Annotated in this window: 12 protein-coding genes and 1 pseudogene; 10 read left to right on the forward strand and 3 right to left on the reverse strand. The window is 30.7% G+C overall.

Annotated elements, in window-relative coordinates; translation table 11 throughout:
* Positions 1-301: 301 nt before the first annotated feature.
* Positions 302-1,138: pseudogene (locus KTC92_RS05805) on the forward strand (AI-2E family transporter); the annotation flags it as partial.
* Positions 1,139-1,350: 212 nt separating this feature from the next.
* On the opposite strand, the gene KTC92_RS05810 reads toward KTC92_RS05805, so the two are convergent.
* Positions 1,351-2,214, reverse strand: coding sequence for a LysM peptidoglycan-binding domain-containing protein (locus KTC92_RS05810; RefSeq protein ID WP_220286971.1), 864 nt, complete (start codon positions 2,212-2,214; stop codon positions 1,351-1,353).
* A 326-nt stretch (positions 2,215-2,540) separates the two neighbouring features.
* Here KTC92_RS05810 and KTC92_RS05815 point away from each other — a divergent pair, with 326 nt between their 5' ends.
* The 4 genes from KTC92_RS05815 to KTC92_RS05830 all read left to right on the forward strand — a co-directional run bounded on the left by KTC92_RS05815 (position 2,541) and on the right by KTC92_RS05830 (position 6,623).
* Positions 2,541-3,479 carry an acyl-CoA dehydratase activase-related protein gene (locus KTC92_RS05815; RefSeq protein WP_220286956.1) on the forward strand — a complete coding sequence of 313 codons (939 nt, stop codon included), beginning with the start codon at positions 2,541-2,543 and terminating at the stop codon, positions 3,477-3,479.
* On the forward strand, positions 3,433-4,530 hold the full coding sequence (locus KTC92_RS05820; protein ID WP_220286957.1) for an acyl-CoA dehydratase activase-related protein: 1,098 nt from the start codon (positions 3,433-3,435) through the stop codon (positions 4,528-4,530). Before KTC92_RS05815 ends, KTC92_RS05820 begins: the two co-directional genes overlap by 47 nt.
* A complete protein-coding gene (locus KTC92_RS05825; RefSeq protein ID WP_216303006.1) occupies positions 4,511-5,467 on the forward strand; it encodes an acyl-CoA dehydratase activase in 957 nt (318 codons plus the stop codon). Before KTC92_RS05820 ends, KTC92_RS05825 begins: the two co-directional genes overlap by 20 nt.
* A gap of 394 nt (positions 5,468-5,861) precedes the next feature.
* Entirely contained in the window at positions 5,862-6,623 is a 762-nt protein-coding gene (locus tag KTC92_RS05830; RefSeq protein WP_216303005.1) for a DeoR/GlpR family DNA-binding transcription regulator, read from the forward strand.
* A 36-nt stretch (positions 6,624-6,659) separates the two neighbouring features.
* On the opposite strand, the gene KTC92_RS05835 is transcribed toward KTC92_RS05830, so the two are convergent.
* The gene (locus KTC92_RS05835; protein ID WP_220286958.1) at positions 6,660-8,255 is read right to left on the reverse strand and encodes a S41 family peptidase; all 1,596 of its coding nucleotides are present in this window, start codon (positions 8,253-8,255) and stop codon (positions 6,660-6,662) included.
* 480 nt (positions 8,256-8,735) lie between these two features.
* Between KTC92_RS05835 and KTC92_RS05840 the strand changes: the two genes are divergently transcribed.
* From KTC92_RS05840 to KTC92_RS05850, 3 genes are read left to right on the forward strand one after another with little or no spacing between them, the layout of a single operon-like run.
* Positions 8,736-9,119 carry a BlaI/MecI/CopY family transcriptional regulator gene (locus KTC92_RS05840; RefSeq protein ID WP_220286959.1) on the forward strand — a complete coding sequence of 128 codons (384 nt, stop codon included), beginning with the start codon at positions 8,736-8,738 and terminating at the stop codon, positions 9,117-9,119.
* Positions 9,119-10,888, forward strand: a complete 1,770-nt coding sequence (locus KTC92_RS05845; protein WP_258280708.1) for a M56 family metallopeptidase — start codon at positions 9,119-9,121, stop codon at positions 10,886-10,888. Before KTC92_RS05840 ends, KTC92_RS05845 begins: the two co-directional genes overlap by 1 nt.
* A gap of 28 nt (positions 10,889-10,916) precedes the next feature.
* Entirely contained in the window at positions 10,917-11,906 is a 990-nt protein-coding gene (locus KTC92_RS05850) for a stage II sporulation protein P (protein WP_220286961.1), read from the forward strand.
* A 53-nt stretch (positions 11,907-11,959) separates the two neighbouring features.
* Here KTC92_RS05850 and KTC92_RS05855 read toward each other — a convergent pair whose 3' ends face one another.
* The gene (locus KTC92_RS05855; RefSeq protein ID WP_220286962.1) at positions 11,960-13,087 is read right to left on the reverse strand and encodes an aminopeptidase; all 1,128 of its coding nucleotides are present in this window, start codon (positions 13,085-13,087) and stop codon (positions 11,960-11,962) included.
* A 340-nt stretch (positions 13,088-13,427) separates the two neighbouring features.
* Here KTC92_RS05855 and KTC92_RS05860 point away from each other — a divergent pair, with 340 nt between their 5' ends.
* Together KTC92_RS05860 and KTC92_RS05865 are read left to right on the forward strand one after the other, a co-directional pair.
* Complete coding sequence (locus KTC92_RS05860; RefSeq protein ID WP_220286963.1) at positions 13,428-14,162, forward strand: response regulator transcription factor; 735 nt, start codon at positions 13,428-13,430, stop codon at positions 14,160-14,162.
* Positions 14,159-15,562: a cell wall metabolism sensor histidine kinase WalK gene (locus KTC92_RS05865; RefSeq protein WP_216302998.1), complete on the forward strand. Its 1,404-nt coding sequence runs from the start codon at positions 14,159-14,161 to the stop codon at positions 15,560-15,562. The genes KTC92_RS05860 and KTC92_RS05865 overlap by 4 nt, the downstream gene beginning before the upstream one ends.
* The last annotated feature ends 97 nt before the right edge of the window (positions 15,563-15,659 follow it).

Genomic DNA, 15,659 nt, shown 5'->3' on the forward strand with positions numbered 1-15,659 from the left:
TATTTGTTAGCAATGAATAAGTATATAGCTACATGCTCAAACTATATTATATGGAGTAAATCAAAGGAAGTGTATGACTATGCTTAAAAATAACATACTAAAAAATTTGCTGATTATTAATTTAATTTTTTTGGCCATACTTCTTTTCAGTAAGATGTTCTTTGTTCATAAAATTATAATTATACTTTTTAAATCATTTTTAACTCCTTTTATATTTTCTGTGTTTTTGTTTTATATTATGAACCCATTAAATACAATTTTCATGAAAAATGGTTTATAACCAAGTACCTCAGCTCTATTAACATTAATCCTTGGAGTATCTATTGGCACAGGTGCTATAACCTTTTTTAGTAATTATATTGCAATTCAGTTTAATGGAACAATAGAAGAACTAACCAATTTTATGAAAAGCCAAGACCCTGTTAATCAAATAATGAATAAAATTAATAACTATATACCCCCTGAGATATATAAAACATTTGCCAATATAGCTAATACTTATACGCATAATTTGGGTCAAACCCTTATGTTTGCAGTAAAGTATGCAATGCACACATTTTCAACTCTATTTCTTGTGTTAATAATATTATTTTTTTTGCTTAAAGATGGTTGTAAATTTAAAGATAAAATCATGTGCATAACCCCTAAAAAGTATGGAAAACTTGTTCTGAAAATTCTTTCTGAGAGCAATAAGGTATTGGATGCTTATGTTACAGGTCAAGCAAAAGTAGCTCTTTCTTTATCCATTATGATATTTATTGCCTACAAAATAATAGGCATTCCCAATGCTCTACTTTTCTCCTCAATAACTTTTATTTTGGCTTTTATTCCTTTTATAGGTTTTTTTATTTCCATGATTATTCCCTCTATCATTGCTTTAAGCATGGGATTTCTCATGATAGTAAAACTTATTATTGTATTCATCATTGTACAAACTTTAAAAGGAAGGGTTGTTGTGCCTGCAATTATGTCTCATGCAATGAAAATTCACCCTCTAACTGACATCTTCTTAGTAATAGGTGCAGTTGCAGTAGGTGGACCTTTGGCTGCCTTTGCTGTTGTCCCTATTTATGCCATTATTAAAACAATATTTTCTAACTTGTATGAATGCGGCATAATCAAAAAATTCAACAACTAATTCCACTTAAAAAAGATTTTAATTAAGTTCTGAAATTTAATAATTACTGACTTATAGACTTTTAATAACTGTGTAATCCATAAGAATTAATAGCTCCATTATTAGCCATTAGAAAAGCACCTGTAAATTTTCTACAAGTGCCAATGAATTATATTACTATTATGTATTGTCGTATTATACTTTTATTTTACACATTTCACTAAAGTAATACTTTACTTTTTTATCAATTGTACAAATGTCATATTACCTATTATTCTGGAAACTGGTTGTGGCTCAGTCAATCCTTTGGGAGTAGCTCCACTGTAAAAAAACAAAGCTTTATTTGTTGGATCATTTCCATTAAGTGATTCCATTGCAGCCTTCATTCCACTTGCCTCTGCAGGTCTATTAATGTTACCATTTAATACCGGGGTGAATTGATAACGCCCATTTGTATTTTCATTAATAACAGCCTTGATTGAATTTGGGAAATAACTGCTCTTAACTCTATTTACAACTATTGCGCCTACAGCAACCTGAGCCTCATAACTTTCTCCTCCTGCTTCAGCGGTTATTAATCTAGCTAGCAAGTTCAAATCGCTATCTGTATATTTTATTGCCGTAGATTTTGTTTGCGATGTTTGCGCTGCAGTAGAACTAGTACCTCCTGAAATCTTAAGAACCTGTCCTGGGAAAATGGAATCATTCCATTTGTTATTATCTTTCCTTAAATCATTTAATGATTGTCCACACTTTTTCGCTATTGAAGATAAGCAATCCCCACTTTTAACAGTATAAGTCTTAAGTGAATCACTCTTCGTTTGTGTTGTTTGTTTCACCGTAGCACTATCTCCTCCTGAAATCTTAAGAACTTGACCCGGAAAAATAGAATCGTTCCATTTGTTATTAGCTTTCCTTAAGTTATTTAATGATTGTCCGTACTTCATCGCTATTGAAGATAGGCAATCCCCACTTTTAACAGTATAAGTTTTAGTTGTTGATGTAGCTGCAAATATATTTTGTGATGTAAGCATTGATACACCAATTGTTAATGTTGTTGTTAATAAAATAGATTTAAGACTTTTAAATTTGGTCATTATTTCCACTCCTTTTTCCTCCCAGGTTAGTTGACAGGTTAGGGTATAGGCACCTTAATTTCACATAAAGCTTCACCCTAAAATTAAATCCCGTACTTCCTTTGGAGTATTATTTTATTATACCATAATACGACAACGATAAAAATCCAATGCATTTTTCGGAATTTTATGTCATATATAAATAATATTAAATCATCACCCTCGAAGCTGAAATGTCGCTAAATCATGGATACTAAATCCAGTTTTTTTTATATTTTACGAATACTTTTCAGCTTAATAGTTCAGAATTAAAAAGTGCTAGTAAAAAAGGATGTAAGGAGGAAATTATGAAAGTTGGTATTCCTAAAGGCTTATTATATTATAAATACTTTCCTTTTATAGAAAAGTTTTTAATTGAATTAGGTGCAGAAGTAATTACATCTGCTGATACAAACAAAAACATTTTAAATGGAGGGGTTAAATACTGTGTAGACGAGGCTTGTTTGCCCATAAAGATATTTCATGGACACATACTAGATATAAAGGACAGATGTGATTTACTAATAATACCTAGAATTATGAGGGTCCGCGCACGCGAATTTATATGCCCTAAGTTTTGTGGACTTCCAGAAATGATAATGTATAGCATACCCAATTTGCCAAAGGTAATGACAGAACCTATATATGCAACTAATGAGAAAGAATTATATTGTTGGTGTAAAAAACTAGCTCGAATGATTACGAAAGATAATAGCAAGGTAAGCGTTGCATTTAACAAAGCCTTAGAAACACAGAGGAATTTTAAATTTGGGATTAAAGATGAAGGCTTTAAAAAAAATGTTGCTTTAGTAGGACATCCATATAATCTTTACGATACTTTCATTAATATGAATATAGTAAAAAAATTAAACAAACTAGGTGTAGGAGTTATAACAGAGGAATATATGGCGGAGGAACAAATTAAGGCAGAAGTAAAAACTCTTTTTAAAAGGCCCTTTTGGACTTTTGCTGCAAATTCTTATGGATTTACAACTAGTATAGCTAAAAATAATGAAATAGATGGAGCAATATACATATCATCCTTTGCTTGTGGAATAGACTCTGTTGTACTAGAACTTATTAAAGAAAAAATTGGAGATTTCCCTCTTTTAGTTTTAAAAGTTGATGAACATACTGGTGAAGGCGGCCTAGACACAAGGCTTGAGGCCTTTATTGATATGATTGAAAGGAAAAATAATAATGAAGATAACATTTCCACATTTAGGCAACACATATCTTGCAGCTAAAGCACTATTTGATGGACTGGGTATAGAATGCATAGTTCCACCATTTAGTAGTAACGAGGCGTTAGAGCTCGGTTCAAAGTTTTCTCCAGAAGAAATGTGCTTACCTTATAAAATTATGATGGGCAATTATTTACAGAGTATAGATCTTGGAGCGGATACCATAATTATCCCTGGAAGCTGTGGTCCCTGTAGATTTGGCGAGTACTGTGAATTACAGATGAATGCGCTAAAGAAATTAGGACACGATTTGACTTTTATCGTAGTTGATAGCCCTTTTGACATAGGTAAAGAAGAATTCTTAAATCGCCTATCCAATATCACGGGTAATAGCCCATTAGGTAAAGCTCAAAAAATTAGAGCGTTAAAGGTAGCCTATAATGTAATTGAGCTAATAGAAAAAATTGAAAGTAAAGCACATTATTTAACAGGATTCGAGGTAACCAAAGGAGAATTTAAGGGCCTTTTAAAAGAATGTACCCTTAATGCTTCGAAAGCAAGTTCGCCATCACAGATGGTGAATATTCTAAAAGAATATAAAAATAAAATAAACGAGATTCCTATTAATAAACATAAGTCCCCAGTAAAAATTGCAATTATCGGTGAAATTTATACTATAATTGAACCCTTTTCTAATCTTTATATAGAAGATAAACTTATGGATTATGGGGTCGCCACTAAACGAATGCTTACTCCTAGTTGGTGGATTAAAGATACAGCACTTCGCCCTTTAAAGCTTAACTCAATTGACATAAGGAGAGCTTCTAGAGAATATCTCCCATATTATATCGGTGGGCACGCTAGAGAGTGCATAGGAGAAGTACTCCTTGCTGAAAAAGAGAATTTTGATGGAGCCATTCAAATTTTTCCTATGGGATGTATGCCAGAAATTGTATCAAAATCAATTTTGACTGCAATTTCAAATGATAAAGATTTTCCGATAATGACTTTGATAGTAGATGAAATGACTGGAGAGGCAGGGTATATTACTAGAATAGAAGCATTTGTAGATATGTTAGAGAGGAGGAAAAACAATGTACTATATGGGAGTTGATGTGGGATCTGTAAGTACTAATATTGTACTATTAGATAATACATTAAAAGTTATTGAAAAATTATATTTAAGAACAAAAGGTAAACCTATAAAAGCAATCCAAGATGGACTTAAAATTCTAAGTGAAAAATACGATAGTAAGCAAATAAGCTCAGTTGGAACTACAGGTAGCGGAAGACATATGGCTTCTTTTTTAATAGGCGCTGACATAGTAAAAAATGAAATTACTGCTCATGCAGTGGCAGCACTCGAAATTGATAAAGATGTAAGTACTATATTAGAAATTGGAGGTCAAGATTCAAAGATAATACTATTAAAAAATGGCATAGTGACAGATTTTGCAATGAATACGGTTTGCGCAGCAGGCACAGGTTCTTTTATTGATAGGCAGGCGGAAAGGCTAGAGATACCTATTGAAGATTTTGGAGAGTATGCATTAAAGTCAAAATCACCTGTAAGAATAGCTGGGAGATGTGCTGTTTTTGCGGAATCTGACATGATACATAAGCAACAGCTTGGATATAATGAGGACGATATAATAGGAGGTCTTTGTGAGGCAATGGTTAGGAATTATCTAAGCAATGTAGGGAAAGGAAAACAAATTCGATCAAAAATATTTTTTCAAGGTGGAGTTGCAGCGAATATAGGCATTAAAGTAGCTTTTGAAAAAGCCTTAGGCACTGAGATTCATGTTCCAGAGCACTACGATGTAATGGGTGCTATTGGAGCGGCAGTACTTGCAAATGAAGCAGTTATGAAGACAGGAAAAACAAATTTCAAAGGGTTTGAAGTAGCTTTCAATGATTTTGCCCCTCGAAATATAGAGTGCAATGGTTGTGGTAACAATTGTGAAGTAATTGAAATAAAAGATGGTGAAAAAACTGTAGGCTGTTTTGGAGATAGGTGTGGTAAATGGAGCAGTAAGATGGTTATATGATTTTTTTGTTTTAATTTTTAAATATTCATATATTAATTCAACAGCTCTCCTATTTATAAATTGTATAGAGGAGCTACAAAAACTACAGTTACGGAGCATCCTATAATATTGCCTATGCATTGTGACTATATGCATAAAAAAGCTAACCATTAACATGGCTAGCTTTTTTTCAAATGTCTTAATATATAAAATATCACGCTAAGCATTACCTTATCACGCTAAATTATAACATCTTTTAAATATTTCTGTTAATTAATTTAAGTTGTTTTCTATTGTTTGTTATCATTGTATACTATTTAAAGTTTTTATTCAATATATTTTGTAAGTTTAGATAATAATGTTATAATATTAATCAGCAACAACACTAAATGATAATAATTGATGAGGTGCTTAAATGTTTACTGAAGAAAGACTAGAACAAATCTTAAGTATACTTAATGAAACCGGTAGAATAAAAGTTAAAGAACTAAGTGAACGATTTAATGTTTCAGAAGGTATGATAAGAAAGGATCTACAAAGACTAGAAAAATCTGAGGCCCTTCAAAGGACCTATGGTGGAGCTATCCTAAATAGAAAGATTTCTAAAAACAGCTCTATAACTACTAGAATGAACGTAAACTTAAATAGCAAAGAGTTAATATCTCAAAAAGCTTTTTCCCTTATAGAGAATGGAGATGTGATTTTTTTAGATACCTCAAGTATCAACTTTTTGTTAGCTAAATTAATATCTAATAGTACTAAAAATTTAACTTTAATAACCAATATGTCACTAATACCACCCCTTTTTAATGATAATGAAACCGTTAAGCTAATATGTATAGGTGGAGTATATAATAATAAATCTGGTGGGGTTTTTGGTTCAGAGGCAACTAAGAGTATATCTAAATATACCTTTAATAAAGGTTTTGTGGGGAGTTCTGGAATAAACTTAATTACAAATAGCGTAGGTACTGTTACATTAGAAGATGGTAATGTTAAAGAAATTATAGTCTCTAATAGTAAAGAAGTATTTTTACTTGTAGAAAAAGAAAAATTTAATGTTGATGGCACCTATAAATTTGCTACTTTAGATGATATAGATGTTATAATTACGAGTTCGGACCTTACTGATGAGATTAGAGAAAAACTGTCTAAATCAACTATAAAATTAATTTAGACAGTTTTATATTAATATCATTATCCTGATTTCCGCTTATTTCTGCACATCCTTTTTGATACTGCCTTCTGAGTAATTCTTTATGAATTTAAGTAATCTATATTCCTCATCTTTAGAATTAACCCAGAAGTCAGGTAAAACTCCTAATCCATCTCTCCATTCTAAATCATTATCTACAAAAAGAGTATTTCCAAAAAAAATATCGATCTTAGAATTTGGTAGAACATAATATCCCACATCCCCTATATTTGACATCCCACTTGTGTTTGTACCTATAAAAAATGTGTTACTACAACTTTTTAATGCCTTTACAAAGCTTTCACCTGCTGAAGCTGTATTCTTATCCATTAAAACAAAAATTATCTTTTCATTATTAATATGAGTTGAATCATCATGTCCTACTTCTGACCAACCGATATATTTAAGATAACTTTTCTTATTTTTATACATATCATTAAGTTGCTGTTCAAATTTAGGATAATCCTTTGGTCCCACCATTTTTTTACCGTTGTAAAGCAATGCATCTTTTGAATTTTTAGTAAGTAGCGTTGAACTAAAGCCCGGTGATTTGTACTCTTGATTTGTAAAATTTTTAATCCAATCGAAAGCATATATTTCATTCCCACCGTAATTCCCTCTTAAGTCAATTATAACTAAATCTTTCTTAGATATTTTTTTACCATCTTCCACAAATTTTTCAAGTTTTTCAGATGGCTCAAAAGAATTTAAATCAATTACTGGTATTTTATAAACTTCTTCATATTTATAACTATTATTACTTCCTTTATGCACGTGATTTTTTGATGTATTCTCTAAGTTAATACTTATATTATTGTCCTTATTACCATCTTTAAATTTTAGACAAATTGATAACATATCTTCATTACTCTTATATAATCTACATAATCTATATACAATATTTCCATTTTCATCTATAGAAGGCTTAATGTATTTTTCAGGCTCCTCTTTATTTATAGTAACAATACCTTTCATATCGTTATTCAATTTCAAAAAATAAGAGTTATCCTTTTTTATAACTTCGTATTTTTCAGTAGTGTACATAATAGACTCCTTACATGTTCTGCCACCCCCTATAGAAAAATGCCCATCTTGAATAAAATCTAAATTCTCACACATAACTTTTTCTAATTCGTTACATTCAATTCTGCCATTCTTTTTCTGCAACTTCTTAAATTCTATTAAGATATTTTCTTTTGCTTTTAGAAACTTTTCATCTCCTCCAAAATATTTATAACCAGCATATCCATATTTTAATTCTTTAAAGATATATTCTACATCTTCTACAGCCTTTTTTCCCTCCACTGAAATCCCTCTTTTTGATTCATCTACTTCTATATAATCCGGTACATTTTTTAAGTTTTCATATTTATAAAGAAACTCTTTTTTGAAGTCATTAATTGTCCTTATGCTTTGATTTCTTTCACTCGTTGCATCCCTGCTTTCAACAATACTCTCCAAAATATCTTTCGGAATATTATTTTTTATGCTCTTAGCTTTCTCAATATCAATGTTTAAGAATTTTTTTGCATATATCTTATTAGGTATATCAAACTTAAAAATTATAGCAATAATAATTAATAGTATGCTTACGCTTACAAAAACTTTTTTCATTTTATGCAATACATCCACTCTCCCTACTATCTACCCCCTAAGGGATATAGGATTCTATATCTACCCATTTTTTAATAATAACAATGATAATATCCAAACAAAAATTAGTAAATTTTAATTTATTTTCCTATTAAGTTTAGTATTCCACATTTTATTTCAGATCCCTTTATTATTAAATCATATCCTGCGAAGATGATTTAATGACTACACAAAAGTTGTAACTCATTATTGAGTACTAAAAATTAATTAACACGGAACAAAAAAAGCATCCAATCGGATGCTTTTAATTTATTGTTTCAAAGCAAAAAAGATATCAATTTATCAGCTCAAAATTCCATTCAAGCATAATTTATAATATCATAAATCTTTATTGGTTTACTCCTTAGTTCTATTTAAATATAAATGTAATAATTACCATTTAGAGGAGTATAGTATAGAATAATACAAATTACAGTTGTAATTGAAATGAGATGATATGGAATGTGTAAAATTCCCAAGATATCAAATGCTGAATGGGAAATAATGAAAATAATATGGATTAATTCTGAAATTTCATCAATCAATATTATACAAGAATTAAAGGATAAATCCGATTGGAAACCAGCTACAGTTAAAAGTCTGATAAACAGATTATTAAATAAAAATGCAATTGGATTTACTAAATTAGGTTATGAATATTTATATTTCCCTTTAATATCAGAAGATGAATGTAAAAAATCTGAAAGCCACTCCTTTATTAATAGGGTATTTAATGGCTCTATCAAATCTATGCTCTTAACTTTTGCCCAATCAGAAGAAATATCTGAAACAGATATAGATGAGTTAAAAAATATACTAAACCAATCAAGTAAAAGGGAAGGTTGATGCGTGTGGATTTTTTAAATATTTTTGAGATGATTGTACTTTCATCTTTAATTGGTAGCATAATTGTACTAATGATATTAATTTTCAAAGGAATATTTAGAAATAAACTAAATTTTACTTTCCACTATTATATATGGTTAATATTAATTATAAAATTAATAATTCCATTTGGGCCACAAAACCCTTTAAACATCTCTAATTTATATGAAAATTTTCATGTACAGGGTACTACAAATAAAGCTACACAAATAACACAAATTAATTCTTCAAAAGAACTTACAAATGCAACCTTAAGCAATCCAATATCAATAAGTGCGATTCACCCTTCAAATAAAAGTGTAATTAGTAAGGCTAACCGTATTCCTTTAAACCACAAAGTTAATATTGAAAAAGTGTTTTGTTTTATATGGATATTGGGCACCTCATTATCAATAGCGATATTAGTTACAGGATATAAAAAATTAAAGGATATTGTTGGAACGTCTATAAAAAATATAAACAGCACACATAGAGAAATTCTAAATAAATGCAAGAAAGCTATGAATATAAGAACTGAGGTAGAATTATCATATTCGCAAAAAATAAATAGCCCTTCTTTGTGTGGATTGATTAAACCAAAGATATTAATTCCAGTCAGTGTAGCCGCCAATATTGGTGATGAAGAATTTAAATATATTATAATGCATGAATTAACCCATTTGAAAAACAAGGATATATTTATAAATTATGCTATTACTTTATTGTCCATAATTTACTGGTTTAATCCTCTCTTGCTCTATGCTTTCCATAAAATGAGACAAGACTGTGAAATTTCCTGCGATGGTCAGGTTATTTCTTATTTAGGAGCTAGCGAAAACCTGCAATATGGAAATACAATAATAAAAGTATTGGAGCTGGCTGGCAAAAGCAATAGACTTATAGGAACTACTTCAATGATTTTAAATAGTTTTGAAATAAAAAGGAGGATTATTATGATTTCAAAGTATAGGAAGATAAATTTCAAAGGTATATTACTTGGGACGGTCGTTTTCGTTATTATAGGAGGACTCGGCATTGCAATAAACACTTCAAACATAATCTCTGATAAAAATATTGTTAAAGCTACAACATTGCAAGTAAAAACACCAGTAATAACTTCTAAAAGTACAGTTAAAAACACACCAAATACAGCCTCAGCAGCTATTATAAAAAAATCAACAAGTGATAATACTGATTCTATAGTACCATTTTCAGCTGACATAGTAATTTACAATAGTCACGCTGATGAAGCTTATCCCTCTGGAATGAAAGTATCTGATGTGGGTGCTTTATTGAGCAATAAACTTGTAAAAGAAGGTTTTAATAGCCATTTTATAAAGTGTGACCCACCGGCAGACTATAATAAATCATATCAAGCTGCACGTGCTTTAATAACAAAAAATGTCAAGCAATATTCAAATACTATTTTAATAGACATACACTCCAATATAATAGAAAATGAAAAATCTAATGCGAGAAAAATGGTATTTCAATTTACTAAAAGAAACCCGCGTTATAAAGCAAATAAAAAATTTGTTGACAGTCTATTAGGAAATATTAAAAATTCAAAAGAAGTTAAATCCGAAATGTACTTTTATCAATTTGGAATATCTTATTTCAATGAAGATTTATCTAACAATTCAACAGTTATTGAGCTTGGAAATAATATATCCAGCGACAGCGATATTGAAGTTTGTGTAAATGCACTCGTTTCAGCATTAAAGAATACTCAAAAGACTTCATCTAAATAAAAGATAAAAATGTAGTGGGGGGATCAAGATGAGGCGTAAAGTTGTTAAAAAAGATGATAGTGGAAGAATGTTTTTAAGTATTTCCACGTTTCTCATTATTATTTTATTAGGCTTAATTTTAACTAAAAGTGTTAATGCAAGCAATGAACGAAAATTTCAAAATCACTTTTATATTAAGGTTGTTAACCTTACATTAGCTTCAATTAATTCCCCAAACACTGGAAAACAGGATGTTAATAATGAAATTAAAAATGAAAATAGCACTAACAATGAAGGCGAAAATATAAAAACAGTTATACCCTTTAAATTAATTGAAAATCAGGTAAATAAGTCTGAAGACCCAAATGTTGTTTCAAATCTCCCTGGTCCAGACTTGAAACAACCCTTAAATAGAAAAAAGCCTCGAGTCCTAATATATCATACTCATACCTCAGAAGCTTATCGGACCTCGGATAATGATACCTCTAAAACTAACAGTAGTACAGATCAAACAAGAAATGTATGTGCTGTAGGGGATGTAATAAAGGAGAACTTAGAAAAAAAATATGGAATCGCCGTTATACATGATAAAACGGTAAATGATAAGCCATATTATCCTAAAGCCTACAAGAAATCTGGTGTTACTCTAGATAAGTATTTAAAAGTATATGAAAATTTTGATTTAATTATTGATTTACATAGAGATAGTGTAAACGATAAGAATACAGTAACGACGAAAATAGACGGGGGAAATGTTGCCCAATTTATGTTTGTAATCGCACAGCAAGACCCCAAATATGCTCAACAGAAAAAATTGATAGATTCCATGATAGGAATATCAAATAAATTGTATCCTAATCTTTTAAGAGGGCTAGAAATTACTGTTGTTAATCGCGGAATTGGTTTTTATAACCAGAATAGAAGTGGTAATGCAGTATTAATTGAACTAGGCTCCTATACTAATACTACTTCGGAAGCAAAAAATACTGGTAAGTATTTATCAATAATTATTGCAGAGCAATTAAATCGAAAAAAGTAAATAATTTTTACAATTTTCAGGATAAAAAAAGATAGGAAATCCTATCTTTTATATTATAATTTATACTTTTCTAATATGCCTTCAATAAACTTTCCATTTTCATAGAATAATTCACCGTCCGCATAAATTTCCCCACTATTTCTCATATTACAAAGCATATCCCAGTGAATAGTAGATCTATTTAGTCCACCAGCTTCTGGCATTGAATCGCCAATAGCCATATGCACCGTTCCACCAATTTTTTCATCAAAAAGCATATTTCTTGTAAAATCCACAATGCCATAGTTGGTTCCTATAGCTACCTCACCAAAGCTATGTGCTCCTTCATCCGTTTCAAGAAGTGCCTTAAGTAGGTCCTCTCCTTTCGTGGCTGATCCTTTAACCACCTTTCCTTTTTCAACCTCTAGAACTATCCCTTCAATTTCTTTACCCATATATATTCCTGGAAAGCTAAAGGTAATTACTCCATCCACTCCGTCCTCAACAGGTGAAGTAAATATCTCTCCGTCTGGAAAATTTTCTTTTCCATCGCAGTTTATCCATTTTCTTCCCGATATATTTACTTTGATATCTGTTCCCTCAGAAATAAACTGTAATCCTTTTTTTGTATCAAGGTATCTAACCCATCTTTCTTGCTCAGAACTTATCCTTTTCCATTCTGCTACTGGATCTTTCGCATCAAGTAATCCTGCACCATAAACAAAGTCCTCGTAATCGCTAAAGCTCATTGAAGCTTCCTGAGCATCTGCATAAGTAGGAAATTGTGTGCCACACCATCTTAACGACCCATTGCCCATCTTCTCAGAATATATTTTTCTCCAACTCGCTTCCCCTTGGGAATACATTTTAAATTTATTTGCATCAATTCTTGAATTTGTCTTTGTATTTCTACTTCCCCAAGCGGAAATCCACACATCTGCTTTTTCAAGCATAGTTTTAAAAATCAGATTTTCTTGAAGAAGCTGTTCTTCACTGCTATATTTAAGTTTTATTTCTGATACCTCCTGTGAAGTTAATACAGTTTCCACATGAGCACCTGCCTTCACAGCTTCCTTTACTACCTCTACCATCCAAGGTCTTGCAACCTCATCACAAGATACAAATACAAAATCACCTGGTTTAACCTTAGTAGAATAATTCACAAGTAGCTTTGCAAGTTTGTTAAGTCTTTGATCAGCCATTTATACTTCCCCCTTAACTTTCTAAATTATATATACCTATTATTTTATCATATATATTGTTATTTAAAACTGTTATACTAATAATTTAAAACTGTTTGCACAACGACTTTCTGATTGAGACAATTAATTTTAATAATATTAATTGATAATTTCTACACCCTAGGGCATAATTAAATCATCACCTGCGGTGCTGCAATATTAACGACTTCAGAAGGAGATTTATACCCCCACTGAAGTTTTCTATTGTTAGGGTAAGTAACTCCTACTTATAGTAGGTACTCTCGCTTATAGAAGTGGGTGACTTTCCTTCTGAACTGTCGTTAAAGAGTAAATTTTAGACATGGAGGTGGACATCTTAAATATTTTAATAGCAGAGGATAATCAGGATTTAAGGCAACTATTGGAATTACATCTTATAAAAGAAGCCTTTACGGTATATGATGCAGAAAACGGGTTAAAAGCTTTGGAGATATTTAAGAATAACGAAATCAATTTAGCTATTCTTGACGTAATGATGCCAGGGCTTGATGGTTTCAATTTACTGAGAAAGATAAGAGAAACAAGTGAAATCCCTGTAATTTTTTTAACTGCAAGAGGTGAAGATTCAGATAAAATATTAGGACTGGGACTAGGTGCTGATGACTATATGGTCAAACCCTTTAATCCCATTGAACTAATCGCAAGGGTCCATGCGCAACTAAGAAGATCCTACAAGTACAAAATGGCGCTAAAAATACCCGATAAGTTAATTATTCAAATAGGAGATTTAACTTTTGATAAAAATAGTTACAGTGTATATAAAGATAATAAACAATTAGAATGTAATGCAAAGGAGCTAAAATTACTTCAAATTTTTATGGAAAACGTAGGAAGAGTATATACAAAAAAGCAACTTTATGAAGTGGTATGGGAAGATGCTTACTTTTGCGATGGCGATGATAATACAATCATGGTGCATATTAGCCATTTAAGAGACAAGATTGAAGATAACCCAAAGTATCCTCAGTATTTAAAAACTATAAGAGGAATTGGTTATAAGCTGGAAAACAACTTAGGGCTAAGGAATAAAGTATGAAAAAAAAGAAAGTTGCAAACATGCTTTTGTTAAATTATTTATTACTATTTATTTTTTCTACAATAATCTTCATTATAGTGTCCTTAATCATTTCAGTAAGCTTTAAGGGATTAATAAAACATGATGAAATACCAGAACTATCAGCTTCTCAAATTATGAGAGATGACTATGAGAATATAGATTTTTCTCAGGTTTTAAAATATAAAGGTGGGGTTCAGGTAATTGACAAAAATTATAAGGTTGTTTTTTCAAGGGGAATAAATCCGAAGAATATAGAACAATATACTAAGAGTGAGTTTAGTGAATTCTTAATTAATAGCGGCAAGCATCAAGAAGAATATTATTATAATGTACGCTATAATAACAACGGTGATTTTTGGTTAAAAATAGTTATTCCTATTAAAACTCAATTCGTTAATGGCATTTTTTTCGATAAAAATGGAATTCCTAGAGCCATAGATAATTTTATATTTATTCTAATTTTAGGTGGTTTAATTAATATTACTTCTTTTATCCTTGGGCTTATTATTTACTCACGGTTAACCTCTAATAATTTTGTAAAACCTTTAAAAAAATTATTAAGTGGAGTTACAACAATTGCAGGCGGTGATTATTCTGCCAGGGTTGATTTGAGATCGACAAACGAATTTGGGGAGCTTAAAGATGCTTTCAACATAATGGCAGAAAAAATTGAAAGCGAGAAAAATCTAAAAGAAAAATCTCAAGATAATAGGAGAAAGCTAATACTAGATATATCTCATGATTTAAAAACTCCCCTCTCTAATATAATGGGATACTCTGATTTACTAATGAATAACAAGGATATATCGGACTGTGACAGAGAAAAGTTTTTGGGCATTATTATAAATAATAGTTCAAGAGCCAATAGTTTAATAGGAGATTTATTTGAATTATCTAAAATGGGGAGCTCAGATTTTAAGCTTAATCTTAAAAGCGTAGATATTTGTGAATATTTAAGAGAGCTTATAGCCTCATTAATACCTCAAATCGAAGAGGCTGGTTTTAAATATTCTTTTGAGATACCATTCGATAAAAAAGTTGTTCTTATTGATGTGAAACAAATGGATAGAGCCCTCATTAACATTCTTAATAACGCTTTAAAATATAATAAGCGAGGTACAGAAATAAAAATTTTATTAAAGAATTCTTTTAACAAAGTAGTACTAGAAATTCTGGATAATGGAATTGGAATTCCTCTGGACCTATCCGCGGAAATATTTGAGCCCTTTAAAAGAGTGGATAGCGCAAGGAACTCTCAAACTGGAGGTACGGGCCTCGGACTTGCAATTACTAAGACTATAATCGAGAAACATAATGGACGAATAAGCCTTGAAACTGCTATAGGAAAAGGCTGTAAATTTATCATCAAATTAGAATAACTAAAGGAACTATCTCACTTTAGAATTTGTTTCTATCTTGAGGGAGTTCCTTTGTTATTTAACGACATTTCAGAAGGAAGTCTTCCACATCTATAAG

Source organism: Clostridium sp. CM027 (assembly GCF_024730565.1).
Taxonomy (GTDB): domain Bacteria; phylum Bacillota; class Clostridia; order Clostridiales; family Clostridiaceae; genus Clostridium_AD; species Clostridium_AD estertheticum_B.

Coding starts and splice junctions, on each gene's coding strand:
- KTC92_RS05810 (WP_220286971.1), bottom strand. CDS start 2,214: ATGACCAAATTTAAAAGTCTTAAATCTATTTTATTAACAACAACATTA.
- KTC92_RS05815 (WP_220286956.1), top strand. CDS start 2,541: ATGAAAGTTGGTATTCCTAAAGGCTTATTATATTATAAATACTTTCCT.
- KTC92_RS05820 (WP_220286957.1), top strand. CDS start 3,433: ATGAAGATAACATTTCCACATTTAGGCAACACATATCTTGCAGCTAAA.
- KTC92_RS05825 (WP_216303006.1), top strand. CDS start 4,511: ATGTACTATATGGGAGTTGATGTGGGATCTGTAAGTACTAATATTGTA.
- KTC92_RS05830 (WP_216303005.1), top strand. CDS start 5,862: ATGTTTACTGAAGAAAGACTAGAACAAATCTTAAGTATACTTAATGAA.
- KTC92_RS05835 (WP_220286958.1), bottom strand. CDS start 8,255: ATGAAAAAAGTTTTTGTAAGCGTAAGCATACTATTAATTATTATTGCT.
- KTC92_RS05840 (WP_220286959.1), top strand. CDS start 8,736: ATGTGTAAAATTCCCAAGATATCAAATGCTGAATGGGAAATAATGAAA.
- KTC92_RS05845 (WP_258280708.1), top strand. CDS start 9,119: ATGCGTGTGGATTTTTTAAATATTTTTGAGATGATTGTACTTTCATCT.
- KTC92_RS05850 (WP_220286961.1), top strand. CDS start 10,917: ATGAGGCGTAAAGTTGTTAAAAAAGATGATAGTGGAAGAATGTTTTTA.
- KTC92_RS05855 (WP_220286962.1), bottom strand. CDS start 13,087: ATGGCTGATCAAAGACTTAACAAACTTGCAAAGCTACTTGTGAATTAT.
- KTC92_RS05860 (WP_220286963.1), top strand. CDS start 13,428: ATGGAGGTGGACATCTTAAATATTTTAATAGCAGAGGATAATCAGGAT.
- KTC92_RS05865 (WP_216302998.1), top strand. CDS start 14,159: ATGAAAAAAAAGAAAGTTGCAAACATGCTTTTGTTAAATTATTTATTA.